This is a genomic window from Serratia symbiotica (Periphyllus acericola) (assembly GCF_964019515.1).
GTDB classification, from domain to species: Bacteria; Pseudomonadota; Gammaproteobacteria; order Enterobacterales; family Enterobacteriaceae; genus Serratia; species Serratia symbiotica_D.
In genome coordinates, this window is sequence record NZ_OZ026452.1 from 1,322,506 (window position 1) to 1,348,561 (window position 26,056).

Here is a 26,056-nt window from a genome sequence, read left to right on the forward strand (position 1 = left end):
ATGGGAATGCTGTTACTCTTTACTGCAGTTGTTTGAGACTGTTCGTCTTGGGCACTGTGTGTGCGAAAAGGCGTATAGATATCGCTATGGTAGCCCTTCTGCGGTTAAAGCATGTGTTTCACTAGTTACCTGTTGTCTATATTACGATTTTGCTATTTATACCCGGCGCTTTCAAACTGCAACCAACAACGCGGCAACTCGCAAGTCACAGGGGATATCCAGATGATTGCAGGCTATTGTTATGAATCAGATATCCAGCTCGATGTCCGTTACCGGCATGCAACAGCAGGGCAGGATCTCACCGTCATTGATTAACGCCAGCGGTGGTTGGCAATAGGCCACTTCCCCTTTCACCAGCTTCAGGCGGCAGGCACCACAGTAGCCAGAGCGACACTGGTACTCCACCTCAACCGCGTGCAACTCCAGTACCTCAAGCAGGCAGTGTTCACTTTTCGGGCAGGTAAACTGCATAACGGTGGTACGCAGCTTCACGGTAGGTATCGCCATCGCTTATAGCTCGAAATCGCTCAGATCATCGGTATGCACCTCTGCGTCGATCTGGCCAACCAGATAAGAGCTGACTTCTACTTCCTGTGGTGCTACCTGTACGTTGTCGGACACAAGCCAAGCATTGATCCAGGGGATCGGGTTAGAGCGGGTTTTGAATGGCAGCTCAAGGCCAACTGCCTGCATGCGGATATTGCTGATGTACTCCACATACTGACACAAAATGTCCTTGTTTAGGCCGATCATGGAGCCGTCTCGGAACAGGTATTCTGCCCACTCTTTTTCCTGTTGGGCGGCCAGCACGAACAGATCGTAGCCCTGCTGCTGGCATTCTACGGCGATTTCTGCCATCTCTGGATCATCAGCACCGGAACGCATCAGGTTAAGCATATGCTGAGTGCCAGTGAGGTGTAGCGCTTCATCACGGGCAATCAATTTGATGATCTTGGCGTTACCTTCCATCAGCTCACGTTCCGCGAAGGCGAACGAGCAGGCGAAGCTGACGTAGAAGCGGATCGCCTCTAGCGCGTTGACGCTCATCAAGCACAGATAGAGCTGTTTTTTCAGTGCGCGCAGGTTGACGGTGACGGTTTTGCCGTTCACCTGGTGGCGGCCTTCTCCCAGCAGATGGTAGCAGCTGGTCATTTCGATCAGATCATCATAGTAGCCAGAAATGTCTTTCGCACGCTTGAGGATCTCTTGATTGGTTACGATATCGTCGAATACCAGCGCCGGATCGTTGACGATATTACGGATGATATGAGTATAAGAACGTGAGTGAATGGTCTCAGAGAACGACCAGGTTTCCACCCAGGTTTCCAGCTCCGGGATGGAGATCAGCGGTAGTAGGGCGACATTCGGGCTGCGCCCCTGAATTGAGTCCAACAGCGTTTGGTACTTCAGGTTGCTGATAAAGATGTGCTTCTCATGCTCCGGCAGCGCCTGATAGTCGATGCGGTCACGGGAGACATCAACTTCCTCAGGACGCCAGAAGAAGGACAATTGTTTCTCGATCAGTTTTTCGAATATTTCATGCTTTTGTTGGTCGTAGCGGGCAACATTGACCGACTGGCCGAAAAACATCGGCTCCAGCAACGGGTTATTTTTATTCTGAGAAAAAGTGGTATATTCCATAAGCCTTAGTCCATAGTAACGTGGCTAAATGAGGGGCTGGAAGCGCCCAATCCCAATTTGCTATCTTGCTTGCCATTTTGCCATTTTGGCACTAGGCAGTGCGTAAAATCCTCTTCTCCGCGCTGCCCTACCTGTGTCGATCACGCTTACCAGGCGCCGATCGCTGCCCACGGGTGTCAAACATTAGATCTTGCAGGCACCGCTTTCGCAGCCGTCATCATCGGCCTTGGCAGGGTGCAAATCTCCCTGTATGTCTTCCGCACCGTCGCGGGTGTTCTGGTAGTACAGAGTTTTGACACCGAACTTATAGGCGGTGAGCAGGTCTTTCAATAGTTGTTTCATCGGCACCTTGCCGCCTGGGAAACGGTTTGGGTCGTAGTTGGTGTTGGCGGAGATCGACTGGTCGATAAACTTTTGCATCAGGCCGACCAGTTGCAGGTAACCTTCATTGTTTGGCATATCCCACAGCAGTTCGTAGTCATTTTTCAGGCACTCATACTCCGGCACCACCTGGCGTAGGATACCGTCTTTCGACGCTTTGATGCTGATATGGCCTCGCGGTGGCTCGATGCCGTTGGTGGCATTGGAAATTTGTGAAGAGGTTTCCGATGGCATCAGCGCAGACAGCGTTGAGTTGCGCAGGCCGGTTTCCTGGATCTCTTGACGCAGGGTTTCCCAGTCGTAGTGCAATGGCTCGTTGCAGATGACATCCAAATCTTTTTTGTAGGTGTCGATCGGCAGGATGCCTTGCGAATAGCTGGTTTCGTTGAACCACGGGCAAGCGCCCTGTTCCTGCGCCAAGCGGTTGGAGGCTTTCAGCAGATAATACTGAATGGCTTCAAAGGTCTTATGGGTTAGGTTGTTAGCACTGCCATCGGAGTAGCGCACGCCGTTCTTTGCCAGATAGTGGGCGAAGTTGATCACGCCAACGCCCAAGGTACGGCGACCCATCGCCCCCCGATGCGCGGCTTTAATCGGGTAGTCTTGGTAGTCCAGCAGGGCGTCAAGTGAACGCACCACCAAAGTTGCCAGTTCTTCCAGATCGTCGAGGTTGTCGATAGTGCCTAGATTGAAGGCGGACAGCGTACATAGGGCAATTTCGCCGTTTTCGTCATTGACGTCATCCAGTGGCTTGGTTGGCAGAGCGATTTCCAGACATAGGTTGGACTGGCGCACCGGCGCGATCTGCGGATCGAACGGACTATGGGTGTTGCAGTGATCGGCGTTCTGAATATAAATTCGGCCAGTGGAAGCACGTTCTTGCATCATCAGAGCAAATAGCTCAACCGCTTTTACCCGTTTCTGGCGAATGCTATCGTCTTGCTCATATTGGGTATACAGGCGTTCGAATTCGTCCTGATCGGCAAAAAACGCCGCATACATTCCTGGCACATCGGACGGGCTGAATAAAGTGATGTCTTGCCCCTTGATCAGGCGCTGGTACATCAGGCGATTCAGTTGCACGCCGTAGTCCATGTGACGCACGCGGTTGCCTTCAACGCCACGGTTGTTTTTCAGTACCAGCAGGCTTTCCACTTCCAGATGCCACATCGGGTAGAACAGCGTTGCGGCACCACCGCGTACCCCGCCTTGCGAGCAAGATTTCACGGAGGTCTGGAAGTGCTTGTAGAACGGGATACAGCCAGTGTGGAATGCTTCACCACCACGGATCGGGCTGCCCAGCGCACGGATGCGGCCAGCGTTGACACCGATGCCAGCGCGTTGCGAAACATATTTCACAATGGCGCTGGAGGTAGCGTTGATCGAATCCAGGCTGTCGCAACACTCGATCAGCACGCATGAGCTGAACTGGCGGGTTGGGGTACGCACGCCCGACATGATCGGTGTAGGCAGTGAAATCTTAAAGGTAGAAATCGCGTTGTAGAAACGTTTGACGTAGTCCAGACGGGTTTCACGCGGGTAATTAGAGAACAGGCAGGCGGCTACCAGAATATACAGGAACTGGGCGCTCTCGTAGATCTCACCGCTGACGCGGTTCTGCACCAGATACTTGCCTTCTAGCTGCTTGACGGCCGCATAGGAGAAGTTCATGTCACGCCAGTGATCGATAAAAGCGTCCATCTGCTCAAACTCTTCAGCGCTGTAATCTTCCAGTAGAAGCTTATCGTACTTGCCCATATCTACCATGCGCATCACATGAACGTGCAGCTTCGGCGGTTCAAACTGCCGGTATGCTTTTTTGCGCAGGTGAAAAATTGCTAGGCGTGCGGCCAGATACTGATAGTCTGGTGCATCATGGGAGATCAGATCGGCAGCAGCTTTGATGATGGTTTCGTGAATATCGGCGGTTTTGATGCCGTCATAAAACTGAATATGCGAACGCAGCTCTACTTGAGAGACCGAGATGTTGTTTAACCCTTCGGCAGCCCAGTCAATGACCCGGTGGATTTTGTCGAGGTTGATGCGCTCTTTGCGGCCATCGCGTTTAGTTACGAGCAGACTTTGGTTCATGTGGTTTGTTACCTGTCTGTAGGGTACCCCTAAGCAGAAGTGTAGTCGCTCTGCTCCGTATGTAAACACTACATATAGGGGGTGCGTGTCGGTGAAATAACAATATAGTGGGAAAAAAGGGTATTTGCAAGTGAACAAGACTGTGGATAACTTAGGGTTAAGATGTGGCTTTGGGTTTCGAGCGGGCGCTGTGGCTGGGGCGACAAGTTTGTCAATATCGGGATATTATTTTTCTTTAAAACTCAAACATCTGGTCGTTTGCCGTTTTATTAAACGTTAGATAAAATGCCATTTGAGCCAGGATGCGCCAAACCCCATAAAAACAGAGCCGATGCTTGGGATGATTAGCCTTCGTGCTGCATATGAACCATATAATTTACATCAATATTGCGGCCAAGTTTGAAATGATCGGTGAGTGGGTTGTAATGCAGACCGATCATGTGTTTTTCGCGCAGTGGCGTGCCGTCAACCCAGCTGATCAGTTCGGAAGGGCGTATGAACTTCTTATGGTCGTGGGTGCCCTGCGGCACCATTTTCAGGATATATTCCGCACCAATCACCGCCAGCAGCCAGGCTTTGGCATTGCGATTGATAGTAGAGAAAAACACATGCCCCCCCGGTTTCACCAGACGAGCGCAGGCATACACCACTGAGGCTGAATCAGATACGTGCTCCAGCATTTCCATGCAAGTAACCACATCGTACTGCTGTGTATTGGCTTGGGCATGGCTTTCCACCGTTTCCTGCACGTAAGTCACACTCACACCGCTTTCCAATGCGTGCAGATGGGCGACTTGCAGTGGTTCTGCCCCCATATCCAAGCCTGTCACCTGCGCACCTTCGTGCGCCATGCTTTCCGCCAAAATGCCACCGCCGCAGCCAACATCAAGCACCTTTTTGCCAAAAATGCCATCGGCGTACTGCATGATGTAGTTCAGGCGTAATGGGTTGATACGGTGCAGGGGCTTGAATTCACCTGCCAGATCCCACCAGTGGGCGGCCACGGCCTCGAACTTGGCGATTTCCTGTTGATCGACATTTTGTTGCGCGCGGTGGGATGATTCTGCATTCATGGGCGTGTCTGGCTCCTGGTTTTCATTGCATGTATTATACATGTTCCGGCGCAACTCCGATGCGTTTTTACTGCACTACGGATGCACGACGCGCGCGAAATGGCAGCGTTATTTTCCCGTAAAGCGTGCTTTATGGTATAATTTTACACCTTTGCCACTATGGTGGCAGTGGGCAGATGAATCATTAGTAGAGGGATAGCAGCTCCATGAGCGACCTTGCCAGAGAAATCACACCGGTAAACATTGAAGACGAGTTAAAAAACTCGTATCTGGACTACGCGATGTCCGTTATCGTCGGACGTGCCCTGCCAGATGTCCGTGATGGACTAAAGCCGGTTCACCGCCGCGTGCTGTACGCGATGAAGGTATTGGGTAACGACTGGAATAAACCATACAAAAAATCGGCTCGTGTCGTTGGGGACGTGATCGGTAAATATCACCCACACGGTGACACCGCTGTTTATGACACCATTGTGCGTATGGCTCAGCCATTTTCGCTGCGCTATATGCTGGTTGATGGTCAGGGTAACTTTGGTTCTGTTGACGGCGACTCCGCTGCGGCGATGCGTTATACCGAAGTGCGTATGTCCAAGATTGCTCACGAACTGCTGGCGGATCTGGAAAAAGAAACGGTGGACTTCGTGCCTAACTACGATGGCACCGAGCAGATCCCTGCCGTTATGCCGACAAAGATCCCAAATCTGTTAATTAATGGTGCCTCCGGTATTGCCGTGGGTATGGCCACCAATATTCCACCGCATAACCTGTCAGAAGTTATCAATGGCTGCCTGGCCTATATCGATGATGAAAACATCAGTATCGAAGGCTTGATGGCACACATCCCAGGGCCGGACTTCCCGACTGCGGCGATCATCAACGGTCGCCGTGGCATTGAAGAAGCCTACCGTACCGGGCGCGGTAAAATCTACCTGCGCGCGCGCGCAGAGGTGGAAACCGATGCCAAAAACGGGCGCGAAACTATCATCGTTCACGAGATCCCCTATCAGGTGAACAAGGCGCGTTTGATTGAAAAGATTGCTGAGTTGGTGAAAGAAAAACGCGTAGAAGGTATTAGTGCACTGCGTGACGAATCCGACAAAGACGGTATGCGCATCGTGATGGAAGTTAAACGCGACTCAGTGGGTGAGGTGGTGCTGAACAACCTGTATGCGCTAACCCAGTTGCAGGTGACTTTTGGTATCAACATGGTGGCGTTGCATCAGGGGCAGCCAAAATTGCTGAACCTGAAAGACATTCTTCTGTCCTTTGTTCGTCATTGCCGTGAGGTGGTGACACGCCGTACCATTTTCAAACTGCGTAAAGCCCGCGAACGCGCTCATATCCTGGAAGCGCTGGCTATCGCGCTGGCTAACATCGATCCGATCATTGAGCTGATCCGCCGTGTACCAACCCCAGCGGAAGCCAAAATTGGGTTAGTGGCTCAGGCTTGGGAACTGGGCAACGTGCGTGCGATGCTAGAACGTGCCGGTGATGATGCCGCTCGCCCAGAGTGGTTGGAGCCGGAATTCGGCATCCGTGATGGCAAGTATTATCTGACTGAGCAACAGGCTCAGGCGATTTTGGATCTGCGGCTGCAAAAATTGACCGGCTTAGAGCATGAGAAACTGCTGGATGAATATAAAGAGTTGCTGAACGTTATCGCTGGGCTGATTTTTATTCTGGAAAACCCGGATCGTCTGATGGAAGTGATCCGCGAAGAGTTGGTGGCGGTCAAAGAGCCGTACAGCGATAGTCGTCGCACCGAAATCACCGCCAATACGTTAGACATCAACATTGAAGACCTGATCAATAAGGAAGATGTCGTGGTGACACTGTCGCATCAGGGCTATGTGAAGTATCAGCCGCTGTCTGACTATGAAGCCCAACGCCGTGGCGGCAAAGGGCGCTCTGCCGCCCGCATTAAGGAAGAAGATTTTCTTGATCGTCTGTTGGTGGCCAACACCCATGATACCATCCTGTGCTTCTCCAGCCGTGGCCGTCTGTACTGGATGAAGGTATACCAACTACCTGAAGCCAGTCGTGCTGCACGCGGTCGTCCAATCGTCAACCTGCTGCCGCTGGAAGCCAATGAGCGTATTACCGCTATCTTGCCGGTGCGTGAGTATGAAGAAGGACGCCATGTATTTATGGCGATGTCCAGCGGCACTGTGAAGAAAACTGCATTGACCGAGTTCAGCCGTCCGCGCAGCGCCGGTATTATTGCCGTTAATCTCAATGAGGGCGACGAACTGATTGGTGTCGATCTGACTGACGGTAGCAACGAAGTGATGCTGTTTTCCGCCAGTGGTAAAGTGGTGCGTTTCCCTGAAACGCAGGTTCGTTCTATGGGGCGTACCGCCACTGGTGTGCGCGGTATCAACCTGTGGGTAGGCGACAGCGTTATCTCGCTGATCGTGCCGCGTGGTGCAGGCGCTATCTTGACTGTGACCCAAAACGGCTTTGGCAAACGCACAGCAATTACCGAATACCCGACTAAGTCGCGCGCCACTCATGGGGTTATCTCAATCAAAGTGAGCAAGCGCAATGGTCAGGTAGTCGGTGCCGTACAAGTAGAAACCACTGACCAGATCATGATGATCACTGATGCCGGTACCTTGGTGCGTACCAGGGTGTCGGAGGTCAGCGTGGTGGGGCGTAATACCCAAGGTGTCACGCTGATCCGCACGGCGGAAGACGAGAATGTTGTCGGCCTACAGCGCGTGGCTGAACCCGTGGAAGACGAAGAGCTTGACAGCTTGGAGCTGGGTGCGGAAGAGACGAAAGAAGAGGCGACACCGCTGGATGATGGCGATGACACCGATACCACCGACTAAGTGGGATTATGAGTACGTCTAAGTGGTGAAACACCATTGATACAAAAGGGCCTCGCGGTAATGCTAGGCCCTTTTTTAGTTACATGGTTTAATTGCTAGGCTAATAAATCGCAGACTATAGCTTTGTTGATCGCGTGCACCGACGTTTACTTTTATATGGTATCAGATTGAAATATTTAGCTTCTTTCCGAACTAAGCTGCGGATATCACGCTATCCTTTCAAAATGCTGGCGATTATGCTGTGGTCGTTGGGGGCGCTGCTCACTACCTTTTATATTCTGAATATCCTGCATCAAAAATAATCAGATATCCGCATGGAATACAACTCGGAGTTTGAGCAGGCTCAGGGCTATATCCGTCACTCGGCCGATATTATCCGCGACATCAAGTACATGACGGAAAATCGCCTCAATGGTTTTGTCAGCAGTCAGGACATATTCACTAGCTTCATTCCCGGCAAAGGGTCAGCCGTCGCAATTTTTCCCGCTGTCCCCAGGATCCAATTGTACGCTGAATCCCCCCTATCGTAGATCGCTTGAGTCACTGAGCGGGTTAATCCAGTCTTGGAAAGACAACTTTGTCGCGGCCTATGATCTTAACCGGGTATTTTTTATTGCTAGGAATGGCCTGTGCATGGTGGAACTGGGCGGCTGTAACGCCGCGGGCAACTATGATAATGTGCTGAAATCTCTGAACGAACGTACATTGAGCCACCACGATGCATGAGTCAGAGCAAAGACAATAATCTATACTGTGTAAGCCCCAGCCAACAGCGGCCAGATATTGGTTATCTGTATATGCTGACGCCAATTTATATTGGCAACAAGCTGGAGGCACAGATGGGTATTGAGCAGACCATAAGGTTGGAGGATTTTGTCACCACGGGTAACCTGCCAATCAGCGTTACCCTACTGGAAGAGAACAATGAACCGATACTCCGCCTTGCAGACAGCGAGCGATCACATCGCTCAAGAGCTACCCCGATGTCCCTACCTACTTCGGCTATGCTGATAACTACCGTGACCTGATCCTGATTATGAAGAGTATGCTACCGCCATCCTCACTCAGCATTGTTTATCCGCTGCCAGTGGATATCGTGGCGGAGCGTTTCAACACATTGATCATCAATGCAGTGCAGCTAAACCTGCTGTCAGATTTGGTACTGTTTTCGCTGGCCTGGCTATTTGAACTCAAAATGTTCTTGCCAGTGGAAGACAGCGCTTTCCGGCTGGAAGAGCATGAGCAGTTCAACAGCAAAATTGTTACGTCGGCCCCAGTAGGTATCTGTATCCTACGCATCAGCCATGGCACTAATATTTTGAGCAATGAACTAGCACACAATTATATCAATTATATCAATCTGCTAACGCACGAAGACCGCGAGCGCATTATGCGCATCATCTGCGCGCAGCAGGTAAACTTTGTCGCAGGTAAACTTTGTCAATATGATGGCTTTGTTGAATAAATCGGGAGTATGTATTAATCTGCGTTCATTCTTGGCTGAAAAACCAGTAACATCTCTGGCGAAAACAGAGGTTGATTGCGTAACTCTCTTTTTTTGAGATTTTTCCTTGATCAGCGTTTTTCTTGTTGATGACCACGAACTGGTGCGCGCAGGGATACGACGCATTCTTGAAGATATCAAAGGTATAAAAGTTGCGGGGGAGGCCCAATGCAGTGAAGACGCCGTAATGATGTTGCCAGGGTAACGCCATGGATATCGTATTGATGGATATAAATATGCCAGGTATTGGTGGGCTAGAAGCCACGGGCAAACTTGTGCGTTACACGCCGGGTGCCAAAGTTATTATGCTAACTGTTTACACTGAAAATCCGTTACCTGCTAAAGTGATGCAGGCGGGTGCCTGCCGGTTACCTGAGCAAGGGGGCTGCCCCGCAGGATGTGATATAAGATCTCAGAGCAACTGAGCCTCAGCGCTAAGACGGTGAACAGTTATGGCTACCGCATGTTCAGCTTGCTGAACATTAGCGGTGATGTTGAACTGACTCACTTGGCTATCCGAAACGGGTTGTTCAATGCGGACACGTTATTAAGTAGTGAGTGAGCCTTTTGATGCCAAAACATTTCTAAGCACCCTAACCAGCCAGCATGGGGTCTATCGTATGTATGACGTCACTGGCACGGTCATCTATGTCGGTAAAGCCAAAGACCTGAAAAAACGTCTCGCCAGTTACTTCCGTCAACAAATCGCTAGCCGCAAAACTGAGATGCTGGTTAAAAATATTACACAAATAGACATAACTGTGACACATACCGAAAAAGAAGCGCTGCTGCTAGAACATAACTACATGAAACAGTACCAACCACGCTACAACGTTCTTTTACGAGATGATAAATCTTATCCTCTGATCTTTCTGTGCCGGAAGGTGAGGGTGTTTCGTTGCAGTCGGATTCACCAGCGCTACATGTTATCCAGCACATTCGGGATGATTCGCACAATCACGCGATTACCGGGCATCGACAGCGAAGGGCAAAAGTAAGAAATACCAGCTCATTGGAACTTATCGATGGCGTTGGGCCAAAACGGCGACAAGTGTTGTTGAATTATATGGGCGGGCTTCAGCCATTATTGAATGCCAGTATTGAGGAAATTGCAAGAGTACCGGGTATATCACAAGCACTGGCAGAAAAAATCTACAATGCATTGAAACACTGATGGCAATGTAGCAACATACTCTTAATTCTTACTCCAGCCAGATATACCCTAGCATGATGCAATTGAATATACCGACGTGGCTTACCTTTTTTCGCGTAGTTCTGATCCCATTCTTTGTGTTGGCATTTTATCTGCCACTCCCTTGGGCACCGATGGTTTGCGCCATCATCTTTGTATTTGCTGCTATAACTGACTGGTTTGACGGCTTTTTAGCCCGTCGCTGGAAACAAACTACCCGATTTGGGGCGTTTCTCGACCCGGTGGCGGACAAAGTGATGGTCGCTGTGGCGTTGATACTGGTGGTAGATTACTATCACATCTGGTGGGTAACCCTGCCAGCAGCCACTATGATTGCCCGTGAAATTATTATTTCCTCGCTGCGAGAATGGATGGCTGAAACTGGCAAGCGTAGCAGTGTAGCGGTATCGTGGATCGGCAAAGTGAAGACTATGGCGCAGATGGTATCGTTGATCGGGTTGCTTTGGCGTCCTGAGCGTGCTGTAGAGTACGTGGCGTTTGGTCTTTTGTACATCGCAGCGGTGCTGACTTTCTGGTCGATGTTTCAATATTTGAAGACGGCGCGAAACGATCTGATTAAACCCTGATCAAAGCGATGCAAAAACCGGCAAACGAATATGATGGGCTAACAATTTTATTGACTCATCATGCTAGGTAAGTAGAATGCACGGCATTGGATGGCTGTAAACCACTGCCAAAGATAGAAAAAAAATCAGCAAGTTCTGATTAATGCGGGAATAGCTCAGTTGGTAGAGCACGACCTTGCCAAGGTCGGGGTCGCGAGTTCGAGTCTCGTTTCCCGCTCCAGACTCAATGAAGTCGGTACTTCCGGCTTTAGCCTGAAAAGATAAGCAGAGTTAAGGCGCGTTAACAAAGCGGTTATGTAGCGGATTGCAAATCCGCCCAGTCTGGTTCGACTCCGGAACGCGCCTCCATTATTCCCTAGCCCGGGTGGTGAAATCGGTAGACACAAGGGATTTAAAATCCCTCGGCCTATTACCGTGCGGGTTCAAGTCCCGCCCCGGGTACCACATTGATTTATAAAGATAAATTAGACCGCCGAGAGGAGCCTTTTATGTGATTTAAATCCCATTTCATAACATCACATCTTTAGAAGATGATTTCAGAAGATAAAATCTGAAATCAGCATAGAAATTCACCTTTTCTGACTACCCACCACCGGGACAATCCTCACTCTTCGGCCATAAATTGCTTTCTGGCTAGAGTTTTTATGTCCGGATATTGCCTGTTTCAACGAGAGAACGGCGTTGTTAAATAAATCGAACTTTTGGCAGGCCAGAGGATCAGATCACTCTCCTTCTATCAAAATAGCGACATTCCGTGGCCCAGCAAAAGTTCAACATCACCAACTGGAAGGCTTACAACAACGCCCTTATCACTCGGGGTTCACTCACTTTCTCGGTGGATGAAACGGCACTTCACGCCTGGTACTGCGAGGCAAAACCTTCTCTGCGTGGTCGCACACCACATTATTCCGATATGGCAATCACCAGCGTATTGATGCTGAAACGGATTTTCGGCCTGACACTTCGCGCCCTCCAGGGCTTCGTCGACTCCATTGTCACACTGATCAAAGTGCCGTTGAACTGCCCGGACGACACCTGCATCAGTAAGCGGGCAAAGTCCGGCCATGTCCCGTTTAAAACCGCAACGCCGGGTGAAATTGCGCACCTCGTTATCGACTCTAGCGGGCTCAACGTGTTGGGTGAAGGGGAGTGGAAAGTAAAAAAATACGGTCAGGAAAAACGGCGGATCTGGCGAAAATTGCATTTGGCCGTAGATACAGAAACACATGAGGTCACCTGTGCTGACCTTTCCTTGAGCAATGTCACCGATACCGAAGCCTTCCCAGGTCTCATCCGTCAGAGGTACCGTAAAATCAAAGTCGCCTCAGCGGATCGGGCTTAGGATACGCGAGTGTGTGATGATGAGTTAAGGGGCAAGAAGCTCAAGGCGTTAATACCGCCCAGCAGCGGAGCCCGTTATTGGTCGGCAGACTATGCAGAGCGAAATCAAGCGGTGGTGAACCAGCGCGTTACCGGAGACAACACACGGTGGAAAAGTATCACAGGCTACCACCGACGTTCGATAGCGGCAACATCGAGGTATAGAGTAAAACAGCTATTTGGTGGTCACCTGTCGCTGCGAGATTATGATGGGCAAGTTGCAGAGGCGCTGGCCATGATCTGTGCATTAAACAAGATGACGCTCGCCGGTATGCCGAAAGTGTACGCCTTGCCTGAAAGATGCCCATTCACGGGACTCTTTATTCCAAATCCGATTTATTCAACAAAGCACTCATCGGCTTATACGTTTATGGTTGGCGGGGAACACCAGATTCAGATGACCGGAGATTTCTTTTATCTGTTTCAGAATGGCAATAGCATGGTGGGAAAGCGTCACGATATGTGGAGTGCGTATTTTTGCGCCACGACCGGAAATGCGCACTTTCTCAATTTTTCCCGTGCGGCGGGAATGGTCCAGATTTTGTATCTGAAATCAATCTCGTTCCAGCGGGCAAAACGCAGTTTGCTGGAGCGGACAAACAGATACAGGGTCAGGATCACCGCCAGCCTTGTTAACTGCCGCCCATGCTGGTAGTCACCGATACGCTCCAGTAGTCCGGGCAACTGTTCCAGAGGCAGGGCGAGATAGTGATTTCTAACCGGCGGCGCAATGACAGCGATATTTGAGATACCAGAGGCGTGAACCGCACGGATTAACAAGCAGATACAGACCCTGAGAATCGGTCAGTTTAAAGGGTTTATCAGAAGGCTTGATATTATGGATTTTCGCGTCGGACAGGGGCATGGGGTGGTCACTCCATTATCGAACTGAAGTGACCCTGAATCAGACTACCAATTTCACCGAATGCAGATAGAAAACCAAATACGCATCGGCGAAATTTTTCAGGCTAACTTATTGAAGCCTGATTATATCGGTACTTATGAGCATGCCTGAAAGCAAGAATTTGGCTCCCCTGACTGGACTCGAACCAGTGACATACGGATTAACAGTCCGCCGTTCTACCGACTGAACTACAGAGGAATTGTGTGCACGGGGCGCATCGTATCTAGCCGCCCTAGGAGTGTCAACGCTAAATTGATCATTCTGGTTCCATTGCTCGTTATCTGAGCAATACACGGCGTATCCTAATGCCAGCGCATTACCCCACTGGGTTAGGCGTGCGAGGTAGTTTGGCGTAGAACTGTTTTCCACGGCCATTTAAATCATCGGGTTGATATCGTCACATGAATATGACACGTAGGTAACGAAAAAATGCTTAACCCACTGATCAACAGTTCTCTCGTTAGGGAAGCTATATTTTGTAGTGGCATTGTGGAGTGAAAGTGCATCGTTGATGATGGCCTGTACAATATTTCATAAATAAATCAGGTATATATATTCCTTTTTTCCAGGTTATTTTACGATGAGCTTTTTATCTTATTGCATCAGAAATACCTTGAACTGCGGCGTCATCACCGTACTAAAGCCATCGTTGGTTTTGCTGATCAGACATGCCGCTAGCCCTTTTTCTTGCGCTAACTGTAACGCTTTTTCTGTGTCCAATACCATCAGCCCAGTATCCCAGCCATCAGCTTCCAGTGCGGTGGAAGCGATCACTGTGGCGGACACTAGCCGATGTTGAATTGGCTTGCCGGTGCTTGGATTGATGATATGCGAATAGTGCTGGCCATCTTGCTCAAAATAGTTGCGATAGCTGCCAGCTGTGCTAATGCTGTAGCTCTGTAAATCGACCAGCGCTTGCACGGCATTCTCACGATCGGTTGGTTTCTGGATTGCCACTCGCCAGGGTTTACACTGACTGTTAACGCCGTGTGCAGATACCGCGCCGCCTACCGAAACTAGATAATTGGTGATGCCGTTGCGCGTCATCAGCCGCACCAGTTCATCGGTGCCATAGCCTTCGCCCAACGTCGAGAGATCGACATACATATCAGGCAGGTCTTTCTGTAACCATTCTCCCCGGCTGTCACTGAACAGATTCAGGTGCTGTAACCCTACCTTCTTCTGCGCCGCTGCTATTTTCTGCTGGGTTGGCACCTTGACCGGGTGTTTGTGCGGCCCAAAGCCCCACAGGTTCACCAACGGGCCAATTGTAATGTCCATGGCACCACAGGTATCGTGGCCAATGCGCTGAGCCATCAGTATGATATTTGCCATGCCGCGTGGAATGGCTTGTGGGTTAGTGCTGCGGGAATGATTAAAGAGAGACAGCACCGAATCGGCACGATAGGTGGAAATATCGTCGTTGGCCTGTTCTAGCAGCGCATCGATCTGCTGCTGCAACTGCTCTTTGCTGACAGGGATATCACCGCTTACTTTAACGCTATAAAAGGTACCCATGCTTTTGCCGTTGATGTCGATCTGAGGGCGAGATTGCGGTTTGTTACAGGCAGAAAGCTGGGTGATTACTGTACTCAGCAGTAACCCTTTAGCGAAAGTGTTAGTCATAAAACATCCTTTGGTGCTATACATAAGTTGCTACAGATAAAGCAATGCGCGGCAAATGAAAAGTGGGTAAAGGAAAAATAGCATTTTTTTGGCCTGCGCGAGGAGCGATTGGCGGAGCACAGCGGCTTGTCGGCGCATTTTCAACGGTTGTCCTGATCCTTGCAGAATGTCCCCCCGATGGTGGGTATTTTTGCGCGCTGGCCCCACGAGGTGGGTAGGCATTGGGATAAAATCACGCCGAGCAGGGTGGTACCGCCGCCTAACAGATGGTAGCTGTGTAATTGTTCATGCAGGAACAGTACGGCGATGATGGTAGTGAACAACTGTGTATAAGTTCATAAAGAGCACGGCGGTATTAGCGCCCAGGCGCATAACGCCTTGAATCCACAAGAAAGGCGCAATGATAGAGGCCGGGATGCCGACAAACAGTACCACAGGAATGTTATGACTATCGAGCCTGATGTCCTGCGCCAGCAGAAAGTCCGGCAGTGGTAGCACGACGGCAAACAGGATCTGTACGTACAGTTACTGCAAATTAGGCAGGGCAATGTTCCAACGTTTGGTTAACACGCCGTATAGCGCGTAAAAGAAGGTGGCGGCTAACATCCTAAGTTATCCCTTTACAATACCCTGTTGCAGCAATGCGCCAGGCTGATCAATATGGTCATTAAAGGAAGCGATGATGCCCATAAACAGCGCACTGACGCTGTGCGCAGCATAGTAGGCCTCCGATACAGCACCATACCCAGCAGCCCGAGTACCAGCAGTTTCTACCCATTGACACGTACCGACACGTACCGCCTGTCGGTTGCCAATCACCCCCGGCAATACAAAGGGTGTCAGGATGATTATCGCCAGTAGCCAGCGGTAGAAGTAGATGGCTGCCGGATCGATGGTAGTGACGGCAAGTTTGTTGACTATGGCACTGATTGACCAGATCAGCACTGCTAGCAACGGGAACAGTATACTCATGATAATTATTCTCAATAAGGTTTAATGAGCCACAATTAGGGCCAACTAATGTGGGTAAAAGCCGGGTTGATCGTGCTACGCATCGGTTTCAGCGTTTTCTGGCACCGCCAGATTTGTTATACTGGCAATTTATGCTTCTCACAGATTAATATTTAGGTTAGTTATCCATTTGTATGCGTTGTTGAATAAATCGAACATTCGGCCGCCACGAGGATCCGATCACTCTCCTTCTGTCAAAATAGCGACATTCCGTGGCCCAGCAAAAGTTCAACATCACCAACTGGAAGGCTTACAACAACGCCCTTATCACTCGGGATTCCCTCACTTGCTGGGGGGATGAAACGGCACTTCACGCCTGGTACTGCGAGGCAAAACCTTCTCTGCGTGGTCGCACACCACATTATTCCGATATGGCAATCACCAGCGTATTGATGCTGAAACGGATTTTCGGCCTGACACTTCGCGCCCTCCAGGGCTTTGTCGACTCAATTGTCACACTGATCAAAGTGCCGTTGAACTGCCCGGACGACACCTGCATCAGTAAGCGGGCGAAGTCCGGCCATGTCCCGTTTAAAACCGTAACGCCGGGTGAAATTGCGCACCTCGTTATCGACTCTAGCGGGCTCAACGTGTTGGGTGAAGGGGAGTGGAAGGTAAAAAAAACACGGTCAGGAAAAACGGCGGATCTGGCGAAAACTGCATTTGGCCGTAGATACAGCAACACATGAGGTCATCTGTGCTGACTTTTCCTTGAGCAATGTCACCGATACCGAAGCCTTCCCAGGTCTCATCCGCCAGAGGTACCGTAAAATCAAAGTCGCCTCGGCGGATCGGGCTTAGGATACGCGAGTGTGTGATGATGAGTTAAGGCGCAAGAAGCTCAGGGCGTTAATACCGCCTAGAAGCGGAGCCCGTTATTGGCTGATAATACTATGCAGAGCGAAATCAAGCGGTGGTAAACCAGCGCGTTACCGGAGACAATACACGGTGGAAAAGTATCATAGGCTACCACCGACGTTCGATAGCGGCAACAGCGAGGTACAGAGTAAAACAGCTATTTGGTGGTCACCTGTCGCTGCGAGATTATGATGGGCAAGTTGCAGAGGCGCTGGCCATGATCTGTGCATTAAACAAGATGACGCTCGCCGGTATGCCGAAAGTGCACGCCTTACCTGAAAGATGCCAATTCACGGGACCCTTTATTCCAAATTAGATTTATTCAACAAAGCCCCAGAACATTGCCGTTGCCAAATTCAGCGGCGTTACAAATCCACGGTGAAACGGGAGCGCTTATATATAGAGCAGGCATGCTCACTGCCAAGGATGAAACCCGCTAAGCTCGCGTGATTAGGCCATGTTGGCATATCATTATTAACGCTACCTCTTTCCATCGTTAACGTGGGTATCTATTTCGCTACGCCCGCCCAAAAGGACAACAGAAAGTCATGCCAATCTGCAAAGTTAGTTTGCTGCGTTTGATCCCGCTGGCCAGCCTGGTGCTGACCGCCTGTACCACGACCAAGCCGGCCACCAGCCTCAGTTCACCACAGTGGCACACCTACCAGCAGGCGGTGCAGCAGCTTAGCCAATACCAGACCCGTGGCTCCTTTGCCTATCTGTCCGACAAGAAAAAGGTTTACGCGCGTTTCTTCTGGCAACAATATTCCCCGGAGCATTATCGTTTACTGCTAACCAACCCGCTGGGCAGTACCGAAGTGGATCTGAACGTGCGGCTAAACGTGGTGCAATTGACCGACCATCAGGGCAAGCGCTACGTCAGCGATAACGCCGAAGAGATGATCCACAGATTGAGCGGTATGGAGATCCCACTGAATAACCTGCGCCAATGGATACTCGGCCTGCCAGGTGGATCCAACGACTTCACGCTGGATGATCGGTACCGTCTGCGCAGGTTGAACTATCAGCAAGGTAACCTGAGCTGGGCGGTGGATTACCAAGACTACAGCGGCGCGATCACACCGCCATTGCCAAGCCGGCTGGAACTGAAACAAGGTGACCAGCTTATCAAACTAAAAATAGATAGCTGGGCGCTCAAATGATTCGCCAGTGGCCCTCTCCCGCTAAGCTCAACCTGTTTTTATATATCACCGGTCAACGTGAGGACGGTTATCACCTGTTACAGACGCTATTCCAGTTCCTCGATTACAGCGATACCCTGACCTTAGACCCGCGCCAAGACGACAGCATTCGTCTGCTGACACCGCTAGACGGCGTGCCAGATGAGCACAACCTGATCGTGCGTGCCGCTCGCCTGCTACAACAACATTGTGATCGCCACGGGCTACTCAGCGCGCAACGCGGTGCCGACATCAGCATCGACAAACGCCTGCCGATGGGCGGCGGTTTAGGCGGCGGCTCCTCCAACGCCGCCACCGTACTAGTGGCGCTGAACGAATTATGGCACTGCGGACTGAGTAACAACCAGTTGGCTGAGTTAGGGCTAAGTCTTGGTGCTGACGTACCCGTCTTCGTGCACGGCTATGCGGCATTCGCCGAAGGTATCGGCGAACAGTTGCAGCCAGCTAATCCGCCGGAAAAGTGGTATCTGGTGGCTCATTTTGGCATCAATATCCCCACCCCGGTGATTTTCGGCGACGCGGAATTGAAACGCGATACCCCAGTTCGCTGCTTAAATGAGCTGTTATTGGCTCCTTACTCAAATGATTGCGAACCGATAGCAAGAAAACGGTTTCGTGAGGTTGAACAGCTTGTTTCATGGCTGTTAGAATACGCTCCGTCACGCCTGACTGGCACTGGTTCTTGTGTGTTTGCAGAATTCGACACAGAAATCACCGCTCTTCAGGTGCTGAATCAAGCTCCGGTGTGGCTGCGTGGTTTTGTCGCGCGTGGGGTTAACATTTCTCCACTACATCGCATCCGTACCAGGCAGTTTGAGTCGTAGCTCAACGTTTCGCTACGCAGGATCATGCGCAACCTAGCCCTATTATCCCTGCGACGCATGCGGTCTCAATGTAGTGCTACATACCCATATGCATATTGCGTCGTCGCCGCCAACTGTGCTCCTGGCGAAGGCTCTATGACAATATCTTCACTGGACGCAAGCCTGAGGTTCTTCTCGTGCCTGATATGAAGCTTTTTGCTGGTAACGCCACCCCGGAACTAGCAAAACGTATTGCCAACTGTTTGTACACCAGCCTTGGTGACGCCGCTGTGGGTCGTTTTAGCGACGGCGAAGTGAGCGTACAAATCAACGAAAATGTACGCGGTGGTGATATTTTCATCATCCAGTCCACCTGCGCCCCAACCAACGACAACCTAATGGAACTGGTCGTAATTGTTGATGCCCTGCGCCGTGCCTCCGCAGGGCGTATCACTGCCGTTATCCCTTACTTTGGCTATGCCCGTCAGGATCGGCGTGTGCGTTCTGCGCGCGTGCCAATCACGGCCAGAGTCGTCGCCGACTTCCTCTCCAGCGTTGGGGTTGATCGTGTATTGACAGTGGATCTGCATGCCGAGCAGATTCAAGGCTTCTTTGATGTCCCGGTAGATAATGTGTTCGGTAGCCCAATCTTGCTAGAAGACATGCTGCAACAAAATCTAGAAAAACCCATTGTAGTTTCTCCAGACATTGGCGGCGTAGTGCGCGCCCGCGCTATCGCCAAACTGCTAAACGATACCGATATGGCTATTATCGATAAACGCCGCCCGCGCGCGAACGTTTCTCAGGTGATGCATATCATCGGTGATGTAGCAGGCCGTGACTGTGTGCTGGTCGATGATATGATCGACACCGGCGGAACTTTGTGTAAAGCGGCAGAAGCGTTGAAAGAACGCGGTGCCAAACGTGTATACGCCTACGCAACCCACCCAATCTTCTCCGGCAATGCGCTGGACAACATAAAGAACTCGGTGATTGATAAAGTGATCGTCTGCGACACCATTCCACTGTCGCCGGAAATCAAGGCGTTGGAAAACGTGCGTACTCTGACGCTATCTGGAATGCTGGCTGAAGCCATCCGCCGCATCAGTAATGAAGAGTCTATCTCTGCAATGTTCGAGCATTAGTCCGCTGCCTTTACGGCATGGTTACCCATTGTAGTAGATGAGAAAAGCCCGTTACTTTTGGTGCAACAACGGGCTTTTCTCGCCATCTCAGCCCTAACCCTGCAACAATTCCCTTTTACCCTACCCTCTGATCCCGTGCGGATTTGTTAATCAATGTGACTTACGGCGCGGGTCGTCGCAGCAATGTTTATCAACGTGTTTGATCCACCAATAGCAATAGCGTTCTGCTACCTGTTCACGCCCACCGATACACGCCCCGACAAACCATATCAACGCGCCGATGAAAATGCTCATGATGGCACCCTACGCGTAGAACGCGGGTAAATTAAAAGCGTTATTGAATAACAGTCCCGAGCATCCCGTCTTTTACTAAGATGAGTTAGACATCGATATGAACCCTAAAATAGGTGCCGACTGGCAGAAAAAGGGTCAACAAAAACGCATCATGACACCGGGACAGAATGAAAAGCATTACCTCGCGGGTGCCCTTTATGCAGGAACCGGAAGAGTTGATTATGTCAGTGGGAACCGTAAAAACTCGGGTTTATTCATTAGCCTGTTACGCAAGCTGAGAAACACATACCGAAGTGCCAAAACCATTACGCTGATTATCGATAATTACATCATTCACAAGAGTAAAGAAACGTTGAGCTGGTTGCGGCGCAACCCGAATTTTATTGTTATTTATCAGCCATTTTACTTTCCATGGGTAAACAGGATAGAGCTCCTGTGGTTGGCTTTACATGAGACAGTTACACGCAATCACCGTTGCCGGACGAAGTGGCAATTGCTAAAAAATATGGGTCATTTTATGAAAGCCGCCTCACCGTTCCCAGGCAATAAACCTAGCTTAACGAAAGTGGAGCGTAAGCGCAGGTATTTAGCACTAGGCCCATAAAAAAGTTGCCCACTTTTTCCACGTGTCTACGCTTCATATACCACTCTTTAGTTCCCTGCGCCAACGGGAAAATGATGAGAACTGTTAACCCACATCGTTAAAGAAGTATAATTATTAACCAACACAGGTAATTGCGGAGGCGATCACAAATGGCAAATAAAATAGCAAATGGGATAGGGTCTAAATGGGCGTTGTTGAATAAATCGGATTTGGAATAAAGAGTCCCATGAATGGGCAGCTTTCAGGCAAGGCGTACACTTTCTGGCATACCGGCGAGCGTCATCTTGTTTAATGCACAGATCATGGCCAGCGCCTCTGCAACTTGCCCATCATAATCTCGCAGCGATAGGTGACCACCAAATAGCTGTTTTACTCTGTACCTCGCTGTTGCCGCTATCGAACGTCGGTGGTAGCCTGTGATACTTTTCCACCGTGTGTTTTCTCCGGTAACGCGCTGGTTCGCCACCGCTTGATTTTGCTCTGCATCGTCTGCCGACCAATAACGGGCTCCGCTGCTGGGCGGTATTAACGCCTTGAGCTTCTTGCCCCTTAACTCATCATCACACACTCGCGTATCCTAAGCCCGATCCGCCGAGGCGACTGTGATTTTACGGTACCTCTGGCGGATGAGACCTGGGAAGGCTTCGGTATCGGTGACATTGCTCAAGGAAAGGTCAGCACAGATGACCTCATGTGTTTCTGTATCTACGGCCAAATGCAGTTTTCGCCAGATCCGCCATTTTTCCTGACCGTGTTTTTTTACCTTCTACTCGCCTTCACCCAACACGTTGAGCCCGCTAGAGTCGATAACGAGGTGCGCAATTTCACCCGGCGTTGGGGTTTTAAACGGGAAACGGGACATGGCCGGACTTTGCCCGCTTACTGATGCAGGTGTCGTCCGGGCCGTTCAACGGCACTTTGATCAGTGTGACAATGGAGTCGACGAAGCCCTGGAGGGCGCGAAGTGTCAGGCCGAAAATCCGTTTCAGCATCAATACGCTGGTGATTGCCATATCGGAATAATGTTGTCGGCGACCACGCAGAGAAGGTTTTACCTCGCAGTACCAAGAGTGAAGTGCCGTTTTATCCACCGAGAAAGTGAGTGAACCCCGAGTGATAATGGCGTTATTGTAATCCTTCCAGTTGGTGATGTTGAACTTTTGCTGGGCCACGGAATGTCGCTATTTTGACAGAAGGAGAGTGATCTGATCCGCGTGCCGGCCAAATGTTCGATTTATTCAACAACGCCGCATTTGGCAGATAGCCGGGAAATGAAATTTGGCAGCCCCCAGCCGGGCTGATACAATAAGCCACAGCTTCTTATTTTTTGTCGACGACAACGACACCTGCGGACGAATTTCATGGTAATTTTAATCAAAACACCTCATGACATCCAAAAAATGCGCGTGGCCGGCCATCTGGCTGCCGAAGTGCTGGAGATCATCGAGCCGAATGTCAAACCTGGCGTGATCACCGGCGAACTGGATCGTATTTGTCACGCGCACATCACTTACGAGCAGCAGGCCATCTCCGCCTGCCTCGGCTACCATGGCTTCCCGAAATCTGTGTGTATCTCGGTGAATGAAGTGGTGTGCCATGGCATTCCAAGCGATGACAAAGTGCTGAAAGATGGCGATATCGTCAATATCGATGTGGCGTTGATTAAAGACGGCTTCCACGGCGATACTTCAAAAATGTTCATCGTCGGCAAACCGACCATCCTGGGCGAGCGCCTGTGTCGTGTCACTCAGGAAAGCCTGTATCTGGCGCTGAAAATAGTGAAGCCAGGCATCCGCCTGCGCACCTTGGGCCAAGAGATCCAAAAATTTGTCGAAGCCGAAAAATTCTCTGTAGTACGCGAATACTGCGGCCACGGCATCGGCGAGAGATTCCACGAAGAGCCGCAGGTGCTGCACTATGATGCCGACGACGCTGGCGTAGTACTGCAAGCAGGCATGGCATTCACCATCGAGCCAATGGTCAACGCTGGTGATTACCGCATCCGCATCATGAAAGACGGCTGGACGGTAAAGACAAAGGATCGCAGCTTGTCGGCACAGTATGAGCATACTATTGTGGTCACGGATAACGGCTGTGAGATAATGACATGGAGCAAAGATGACACCATCCCCAAGATCATTACGCACGAGGTGCAAGCGTTGTAGCTCACCTATCGTAATGCATATATCTTAGGTCGGCTTTCGTCGGCCTTTTTATTGATGAGCAGCATATAATGCTTGAAAATTTTCGTCAGCAGGATACCCCACTCATCAGGCTGGAGCAGCCTGAAGATCCCAACGCCTATAGCGATGAAGAACTTAATTGCCCCGCATTGAAGCAGCATCTGGAGCAGTTCCAGCAATGGTTGGCGGCGGCGTTCAACGCTGGCTCCAATGTCGAGAGCCTGATAGCGGCGCGCAGCGACTTTATCGATCGACTGCTGTGCCGCCTGTGGGCTTTCTACGGCTTTGAAGGGATACGGGAAAGCGCGCTGGTAGCAGTCGGTGGCTATGGCCGTAGAGAGCTGCACCCCCTATCGGATATCGACGTGCTGGTGCTCAGCCAGCATAGGCTGGATCAACAGCAATCACAGCAGATTGGCGAATTCATTACCCTGCTATGGGATCTCAAGCTGGAGGTGGGTCACAGCGTGCGCACGCTGGAAGAGTGTTTGTTGGAAGGGCTGGCGGATCTGACAGTGGCAACCAACCTGATTGAATCGCGGATGATCTGCGGCGATGGCGCGCTGTTCCTACAGATGCAAAAATACATCTTCAGCGACAGCTTCTGGCCCTCGCCCCAATTTTTCCACGCCAAGCTAAACGAGCAGCAGGAACGCCATCAACGCTATCATGGTACCAGCTACAACCTGGAACCGGATATCAAGAGCAGCCCAGGTGGCCTACGCGATATCCAAAGCCTACTGTGGGTAGCACGTCGCCACTTCGGCGCTACCTCGCTGGATGAAATGGTCAGCTTCGGCTTTCTCACTCAAGCGGAACGCGATGACTTGAACGCTTGCCAAAGCTTTCTATGGCGCATTCGGTTTACATTGCACCTGGTGCTCCCACGCTACGACAACCGGTTGCTGTTCGATCACCAACTTAACGTTGCGCGCTTGCTGCGTTACGAAGGCAAAGGCAACGAACCGGTCGAACGCATGATGAAAGATTTCTACCGCATCACCCGGCGCATCAGCGAGCTGAATCACATGCTGTTGCAGCTGTTTGATGAAGCAATACTAGCACTGGACACCACCGAGAGACCACGCCAACTGAATGACGATTTCCAACTGCGCTGCGATCTGATCGACCTGCGTGACGAAACGCTATTCATCCGCCAGCCAGAAGCCATCATACAGATGTTCTACCTGATGGCATGCAACCGCGAAATCACAGGCATTTATTCCACCACCGTGCGCCAACTGCGCCATGCGCGTCGTAACCTGAAAAAGCCGCTGTGCGCCATCCCGACAGCACGCGATCTGTTTATGGCTATTCTGCGTCACCCTGGTGCAGTCGCGCGCGCGCTGGTGCCGATGCACCGCCACAGCGTGCTATCAGCTTATATGCCACAATGGGGAAAAATCGTCGGCCAGATGCAGTTCGATCTGTTCCACGCTTACACTGTCGACGAACATAGCATCCGCGTGATGCAAAAGCTAGAGAGCTTTGCCGATCCGCAGACGTGCACGCACCATCCGTTGTGCGTAGCGCTGTATCCACGTCTGCCTAACCCGGAACTGCTGCTATTAGCAGCGCTATTCCACGATATCGCCAAAGGCCGTGGCGGTGATCACTCAATCCTTGGCGCACAGGATGCGCTGGCGTTCTCCGAGCAGCACCGCCTCAATTCTCGCGAGGCGCAACTGGTGGCCTGGCTGGTGCGCTACCACCTGCTGATGTCGGTCACCGCCCAGCGCCTCGACATTCATGATCCAACGGTGATCCAGCAGTTCAGCACCGAAGTGCAGAACGAAGCGCATTTGCGCTATCTGGTGTGCCTGACAGTAGCGGATATCTGCGCCACCAACGAAACCCTATGGAATAGCTGGAAGCAGAGCCTACTGCACGAGCTGTACTTCGCCACCGAAAAACAGCTACGCCATGGCATGCAGCATAGCCCAGATCTGCGCGAGCGTGTGCGCTACCACCGTTTGCAAGCGTTAGCGTTGTTGCGCATGGATAATATCGACGAAGAGGCGCTGCACCGCATCTGGAGCCGTTGCCGCGCCGATTATTTCCTGCGCCATTCACCGAGCCAGTTGGCTTGGCACGCTCGCCACCTGCTGGCACACAACTCAACCCATCCATTAGTGCTGGTCAGCAGCCAGATGACACGCGGTGGCACCGAGATATTTATCTGGTGCCCGGATCGCGCTTACCTGTTCGCCACAGTGGCCGGTGAGATGGATCGCCGCAACCTGAGCGTGCACGATGCGCAGATCGTCACCAACCGCGATGGCATGGCGATGGATACCTTTATCGTGCTGGAGCCGGACGGCAGCCCGCTGGCGCAAGATCGCCACACGGCGATCCTTCACGCGCTATTGCAGGCCATCACCCAGCAGGAATACCAACCACCAAAGGGGCGACAACCATCACGTAAACTGCGCCATTTCAGCGTACCAACCAAGGTCAGCTTCCTGTCGGCCCACACTGACCACTGCAGCTATCTGGAACTGAGCGCGCTCGACCAGCCGGGCCTGCTAGCGCAAGTGGGTGAGGTGTTCACCGATCTCGGTCTATCGCTACACAGCGCACGCATTTCCACTATCGGCGAACGGGTCGAAGATTTATTTATTCTGGCTGACAGCGATCGCCGCGCCCTCGATCAGGGAACACGCAGAAAGTTGGAACAACGGTTGACAGCAGCCCTCAATCCAAACGATAAAATGTGATATATCCTAAATAATTGAAATTGTAT

The 26,056-nt window shown here is 51.1% G+C and carries 15 protein-coding genes, 4 tRNA genes and 11 pseudogenes; 19 read left to right on the forward strand and 11 right to left on the reverse strand.

Features of this window, described 5'->3' with window-relative positions; translation table 11 throughout:
• Positions 1–246 precede the first annotated feature (246 nt).
• From yfaE to ubiG, 4 genes are all read right to left on the reverse strand, one after another.
• Entirely contained in the window at positions 247–507 is a 261-nt protein-coding gene (gene yfaE, locus AACL06_RS07220) for a class I ribonucleotide reductase maintenance protein YfaE (RefSeq protein ID WP_339036606.1), read from the reverse strand.
• A gap of 3 nt (positions 508–510) precedes the next feature.
• Positions 511–1,641 (reverse strand): class Ia ribonucleoside-diphosphate reductase subunit beta, encoded by a 1,131-nt coding sequence (gene nrdB / locus AACL06_RS07225; RefSeq protein WP_339036608.1) that lies wholly within the window; start codon positions 1,639–1,641, stop codon positions 511–513.
• A 183-nt stretch (positions 1,642–1,824) separates the two neighbouring features.
• Positions 1,825–4,113, reverse strand: coding sequence for a class 1a ribonucleoside-diphosphate reductase subunit alpha (nrdA, locus tag AACL06_RS07230; protein ID WP_339036609.1), 2,289 nt, complete (start codon positions 4,111–4,113; stop codon positions 1,825–1,827).
• A 344-nt stretch (positions 4,114–4,457) separates the two neighbouring features.
• Positions 4,458–5,186 carry a bifunctional 2-polyprenyl-6-hydroxyphenol methylase/3-demethylubiquinol 3-O-methyltransferase UbiG gene (gene ubiG, locus AACL06_RS07235; RefSeq protein WP_339036610.1) on the reverse strand — a complete coding sequence of 243 codons (729 nt, stop codon included), beginning with the start codon at positions 5,184–5,186 and terminating at the stop codon, positions 4,458–4,460.
• A gap of 206 nt (positions 5,187–5,392) precedes the next feature.
• Between ubiG and gyrA the strand changes: the two genes are divergently transcribed.
• The 11 genes and pseudogenes from gyrA to AACL06_RS07285 form a co-directional block, all read left to right on the forward strand.
• Positions 5,393–8,020, forward strand: a complete 2,628-nt coding sequence (gyrA, locus tag AACL06_RS07240) for a DNA topoisomerase (ATP-hydrolyzing) subunit A (protein ID WP_339036612.1) — start codon at positions 5,393–5,395, stop codon at positions 8,018–8,020.
• A 167-nt stretch (positions 8,021–8,187) separates the two neighbouring features.
• A pseudogene (locus AACL06_RS07245) lies at positions 8,188–9,446 on the forward strand (two-component system sensor histidine kinase RcsC); the annotation flags it as partial.
• Positions 9,447–9,591: 145 nt separating this feature from the next.
• Positions 9,592–10,086: pseudogene (locus tag AACL06_RS07250) on the forward strand (response regulator).
• Positions 10,087–10,144: 58 nt separating this feature from the next.
• Positions 10,145–10,297: pseudogene (locus AACL06_RS10630) on the forward strand (GIY-YIG nuclease family protein); the annotation flags it as partial.
• Between the two features lie 104 nt (positions 10,298–10,401).
• Positions 10,402–10,698, forward strand: a pseudogene (locus AACL06_RS10635) (helix-hairpin-helix domain-containing protein); the annotation flags it as partial.
• 56 nt (positions 10,699–10,754) lie between these two features.
• Complete coding sequence (gene pgsA, locus AACL06_RS07260) at positions 10,755–11,303, forward strand: CDP-diacylglycerol--glycerol-3-phosphate 3-phosphatidyltransferase (RefSeq protein ID WP_339038342.1); 549 nt, start codon at positions 10,755–10,757, stop codon at positions 11,301–11,303.
• Positions 11,304–11,447: 144 nt separating this feature from the next.
• Positions 11,448–11,523 (forward strand) — tRNA-Gly (locus AACL06_RS07265).
• Positions 11,524–11,577: 54 nt separating this feature from the next.
• Positions 11,578–11,651 (forward strand) — tRNA-Cys (locus tag AACL06_RS07270).
• 10 nt (positions 11,652–11,661) lie between these two features.
• A tRNA-Leu gene (locus tag AACL06_RS07275) sits at positions 11,662–11,747 on the forward strand.
• Between the two features lie 237 nt (positions 11,748–11,984).
• On the forward strand, positions 11,985–12,146 hold the full coding sequence (locus tag AACL06_RS07280) for a hypothetical protein (protein ID WP_339036613.1): 162 nt from the start codon (positions 11,985–11,987) through the stop codon (positions 12,144–12,146).
• Positions 12,079–12,963, forward strand: a pseudogene (locus AACL06_RS07285) (IS5 family transposase); the annotation flags it as partial. The gene AACL06_RS07280 and the pseudogene AACL06_RS07285, both read left to right, overlap by 68 nt.
• A gap of 70 nt (positions 12,964–13,033) precedes the next feature.
• On the opposite strand, the pseudogene AACL06_RS07290 reads toward AACL06_RS07285, so the two are convergent.
• From AACL06_RS07290 to AACL06_RS07305, 5 genes and pseudogenes are all read right to left on the reverse strand, one after another.
• Positions 13,034–13,418 (reverse strand): annotated as a pseudogene (locus tag AACL06_RS07290) (tyrosine-type recombinase/integrase); the annotation flags it as partial.
• Positions 13,399–13,548, reverse strand: a complete 150-nt coding sequence (locus AACL06_RS10640; RefSeq protein WP_425336901.1) for an Arm DNA-binding domain-containing protein — start codon at positions 13,546–13,548, stop codon at positions 13,399–13,401. The pseudogene AACL06_RS07290 and the gene AACL06_RS10640, both read right to left, overlap by 20 nt.
• A gap of 161 nt (positions 13,549–13,709) precedes the next feature.
• A tRNA-Asn gene (locus tag AACL06_RS07295) sits at positions 13,710–13,785 on the reverse strand.
• Between the two features lie 396 nt (positions 13,786–14,181).
• A complete protein-coding gene (gene apbE / locus AACL06_RS07300) occupies positions 14,182–15,213 on the reverse strand; it encodes an FAD:protein FMN transferase ApbE (RefSeq protein WP_339036614.1) in 1,032 nt (343 codons plus the stop codon).
• Between the two features lie 140 nt (positions 15,214–15,353).
• A pseudogene (locus AACL06_RS07305) lies at positions 15,354–16,185 on the reverse strand (DMT family transporter).
• A 178-nt stretch (positions 16,186–16,363) separates the two neighbouring features.
• Between AACL06_RS07305 and AACL06_RS07310 the strand changes: the two are divergent.
• The 5 genes and pseudogenes from AACL06_RS07310 (at position 16,364) to prs (ending at position 20,232) form a co-directional block, all read left to right on the forward strand.
• On the forward strand, positions 16,364–16,525 hold the full coding sequence (locus AACL06_RS07310) for a hypothetical protein (protein ID WP_339036615.1): 162 nt from the start codon (positions 16,364–16,366) through the stop codon (positions 16,523–16,525).
• Positions 16,458–17,398, forward strand: a pseudogene (locus tag AACL06_RS07315) (IS5 family transposase). Before AACL06_RS07310 ends, AACL06_RS07315 begins: the two are co-directional and overlap by 68 nt.
• A 232-nt stretch (positions 17,399–17,630) precedes the next feature.
• Positions 17,631–18,245 (forward strand): lipoprotein insertase outer membrane protein LolB, encoded by a 615-nt coding sequence (gene lolB, locus AACL06_RS07320; protein ID WP_339036616.1) that lies wholly within the window; start codon positions 17,631–17,633, stop codon positions 18,243–18,245.
• Positions 18,242–19,108 (forward strand): 4-(cytidine 5'-diphospho)-2-C-methyl-D-erythritol kinase, encoded by an 867-nt coding sequence (ispE, locus tag AACL06_RS07325; RefSeq protein WP_339036617.1) that lies wholly within the window; start codon positions 18,242–18,244, stop codon positions 19,106–19,108. The genes lolB and ispE overlap by 4 nt, the downstream gene beginning before the upstream one ends.
• A 176-nt stretch (positions 19,109–19,284) precedes the next feature.
• Complete coding sequence (gene prs, locus AACL06_RS07330; RefSeq protein WP_339036618.1) at positions 19,285–20,232, forward strand: ribose-phosphate diphosphokinase; 948 nt, start codon at positions 19,285–19,287, stop codon at positions 20,230–20,232.
• A gap of 150 nt (positions 20,233–20,382) precedes the next feature.
• Here prs and AACL06_RS07335 read toward each other — a convergent pair.
• Positions 20,383–20,535, reverse strand: a pseudogene (locus tag AACL06_RS07335) (DUF2583 family protein); the annotation flags it as partial.
• Positions 20,536–20,560: 25 nt separating this feature from the next.
• On the opposite strand from AACL06_RS07335, the pseudogene AACL06_RS07340 reads away from it, so the two are divergent.
• Positions 20,561–21,130: pseudogene (locus tag AACL06_RS07340) on the forward strand (IS630 family transposase); the annotation flags it as partial.
• 241 nt (positions 21,131–21,371) lie between these two features.
• Here AACL06_RS07340 and AACL06_RS07345 read toward each other — a convergent pair.
• Positions 21,372–22,302: pseudogene (locus AACL06_RS07345) on the reverse strand (IS5 family transposase).
• A 189-nt stretch (positions 22,303–22,491) separates the two neighbouring features.
• Here AACL06_RS07345 and map point away from each other — a divergent pair.
• On the forward strand, positions 22,492–23,295 hold the full coding sequence (gene map / locus AACL06_RS07350; RefSeq protein ID WP_339036619.1) for a type I methionyl aminopeptidase: 804 nt from the start codon (positions 22,492–22,494) through the stop codon (positions 23,293–23,295).
• 68 nt (positions 23,296–23,363) lie between these two features.
• Positions 23,364–26,030, forward strand: a complete 2,667-nt coding sequence (gene glnD, locus AACL06_RS07355) for a bifunctional uridylyltransferase/uridylyl-removing protein GlnD (protein WP_339036620.1) — start codon at positions 23,364–23,366, stop codon at positions 26,028–26,030.
• Positions 26,031–26,056: the final 26 nt, after the last annotated feature.

Bases quoted from the DNA above. Each gene is read 5' to 3' on its own strand.
- apbE (WP_339036614.1), bottom strand. From the start codon at position 15,213: ATGACTAACACTTTCGCTAAAGGGTTACTGCTGAGTACAGTAATCACC.
- ispE (WP_339036617.1), top strand. From the start codon at position 18,242: ATGATTCGCCAGTGGCCCTCTCCCGCTAAGCTCAACCTGTTTTTATAT.
- glnD (WP_339036620.1), top strand. From the start codon at position 23,364: ATGCTTGAAAATTTTCGTCAGCAGGATACCCCACTCATCAGGCTGGAG.
- nrdB (WP_339036608.1), bottom strand. From the start codon at position 1,641: ATGGAATATACCACTTTTTCTCAGAATAAAAATAACCCGTTGCTGGAG.
- nrdA (WP_339036609.1), bottom strand. From the start codon at position 4,113: ATGAACCAAAGTCTGCTCGTAACTAAACGCGATGGCCGCAAAGAGCGC.
- AACL06_RS10640 (WP_425336901.1), bottom strand. From the start codon at position 13,548: ATGCCCCTGTCCGACGCGAAAATCCATAATATCAAGCCTTCTGATAAA.
- ubiG (WP_339036610.1), bottom strand. From the start codon at position 5,186: ATGAATGCAGAATCATCCCACCGCGCGCAACAAAATGTCGATCAACAG.
- yfaE (WP_339036606.1), bottom strand. From the start codon at position 507: ATGGCGATACCTACCGTGAAGCTGCGTACCACCGTTATGCAGTTTACC.
- gyrA (WP_339036612.1), top strand. From the start codon at position 5,393: ATGAGCGACCTTGCCAGAGAAATCACACCGGTAAACATTGAAGACGAG.
- pgsA (WP_339038342.1), top strand. From the start codon at position 10,755: ATGCAATTGAATATACCGACGTGGCTTACCTTTTTTCGCGTAGTTCTG.
- map (WP_339036619.1), top strand. From the start codon at position 22,492: ATGGTAATTTTAATCAAAACACCTCATGACATCCAAAAAATGCGCGTG.
- lolB (WP_339036616.1), top strand. From the start codon at position 17,631: ATGCCAATCTGCAAAGTTAGTTTGCTGCGTTTGATCCCGCTGGCCAGC.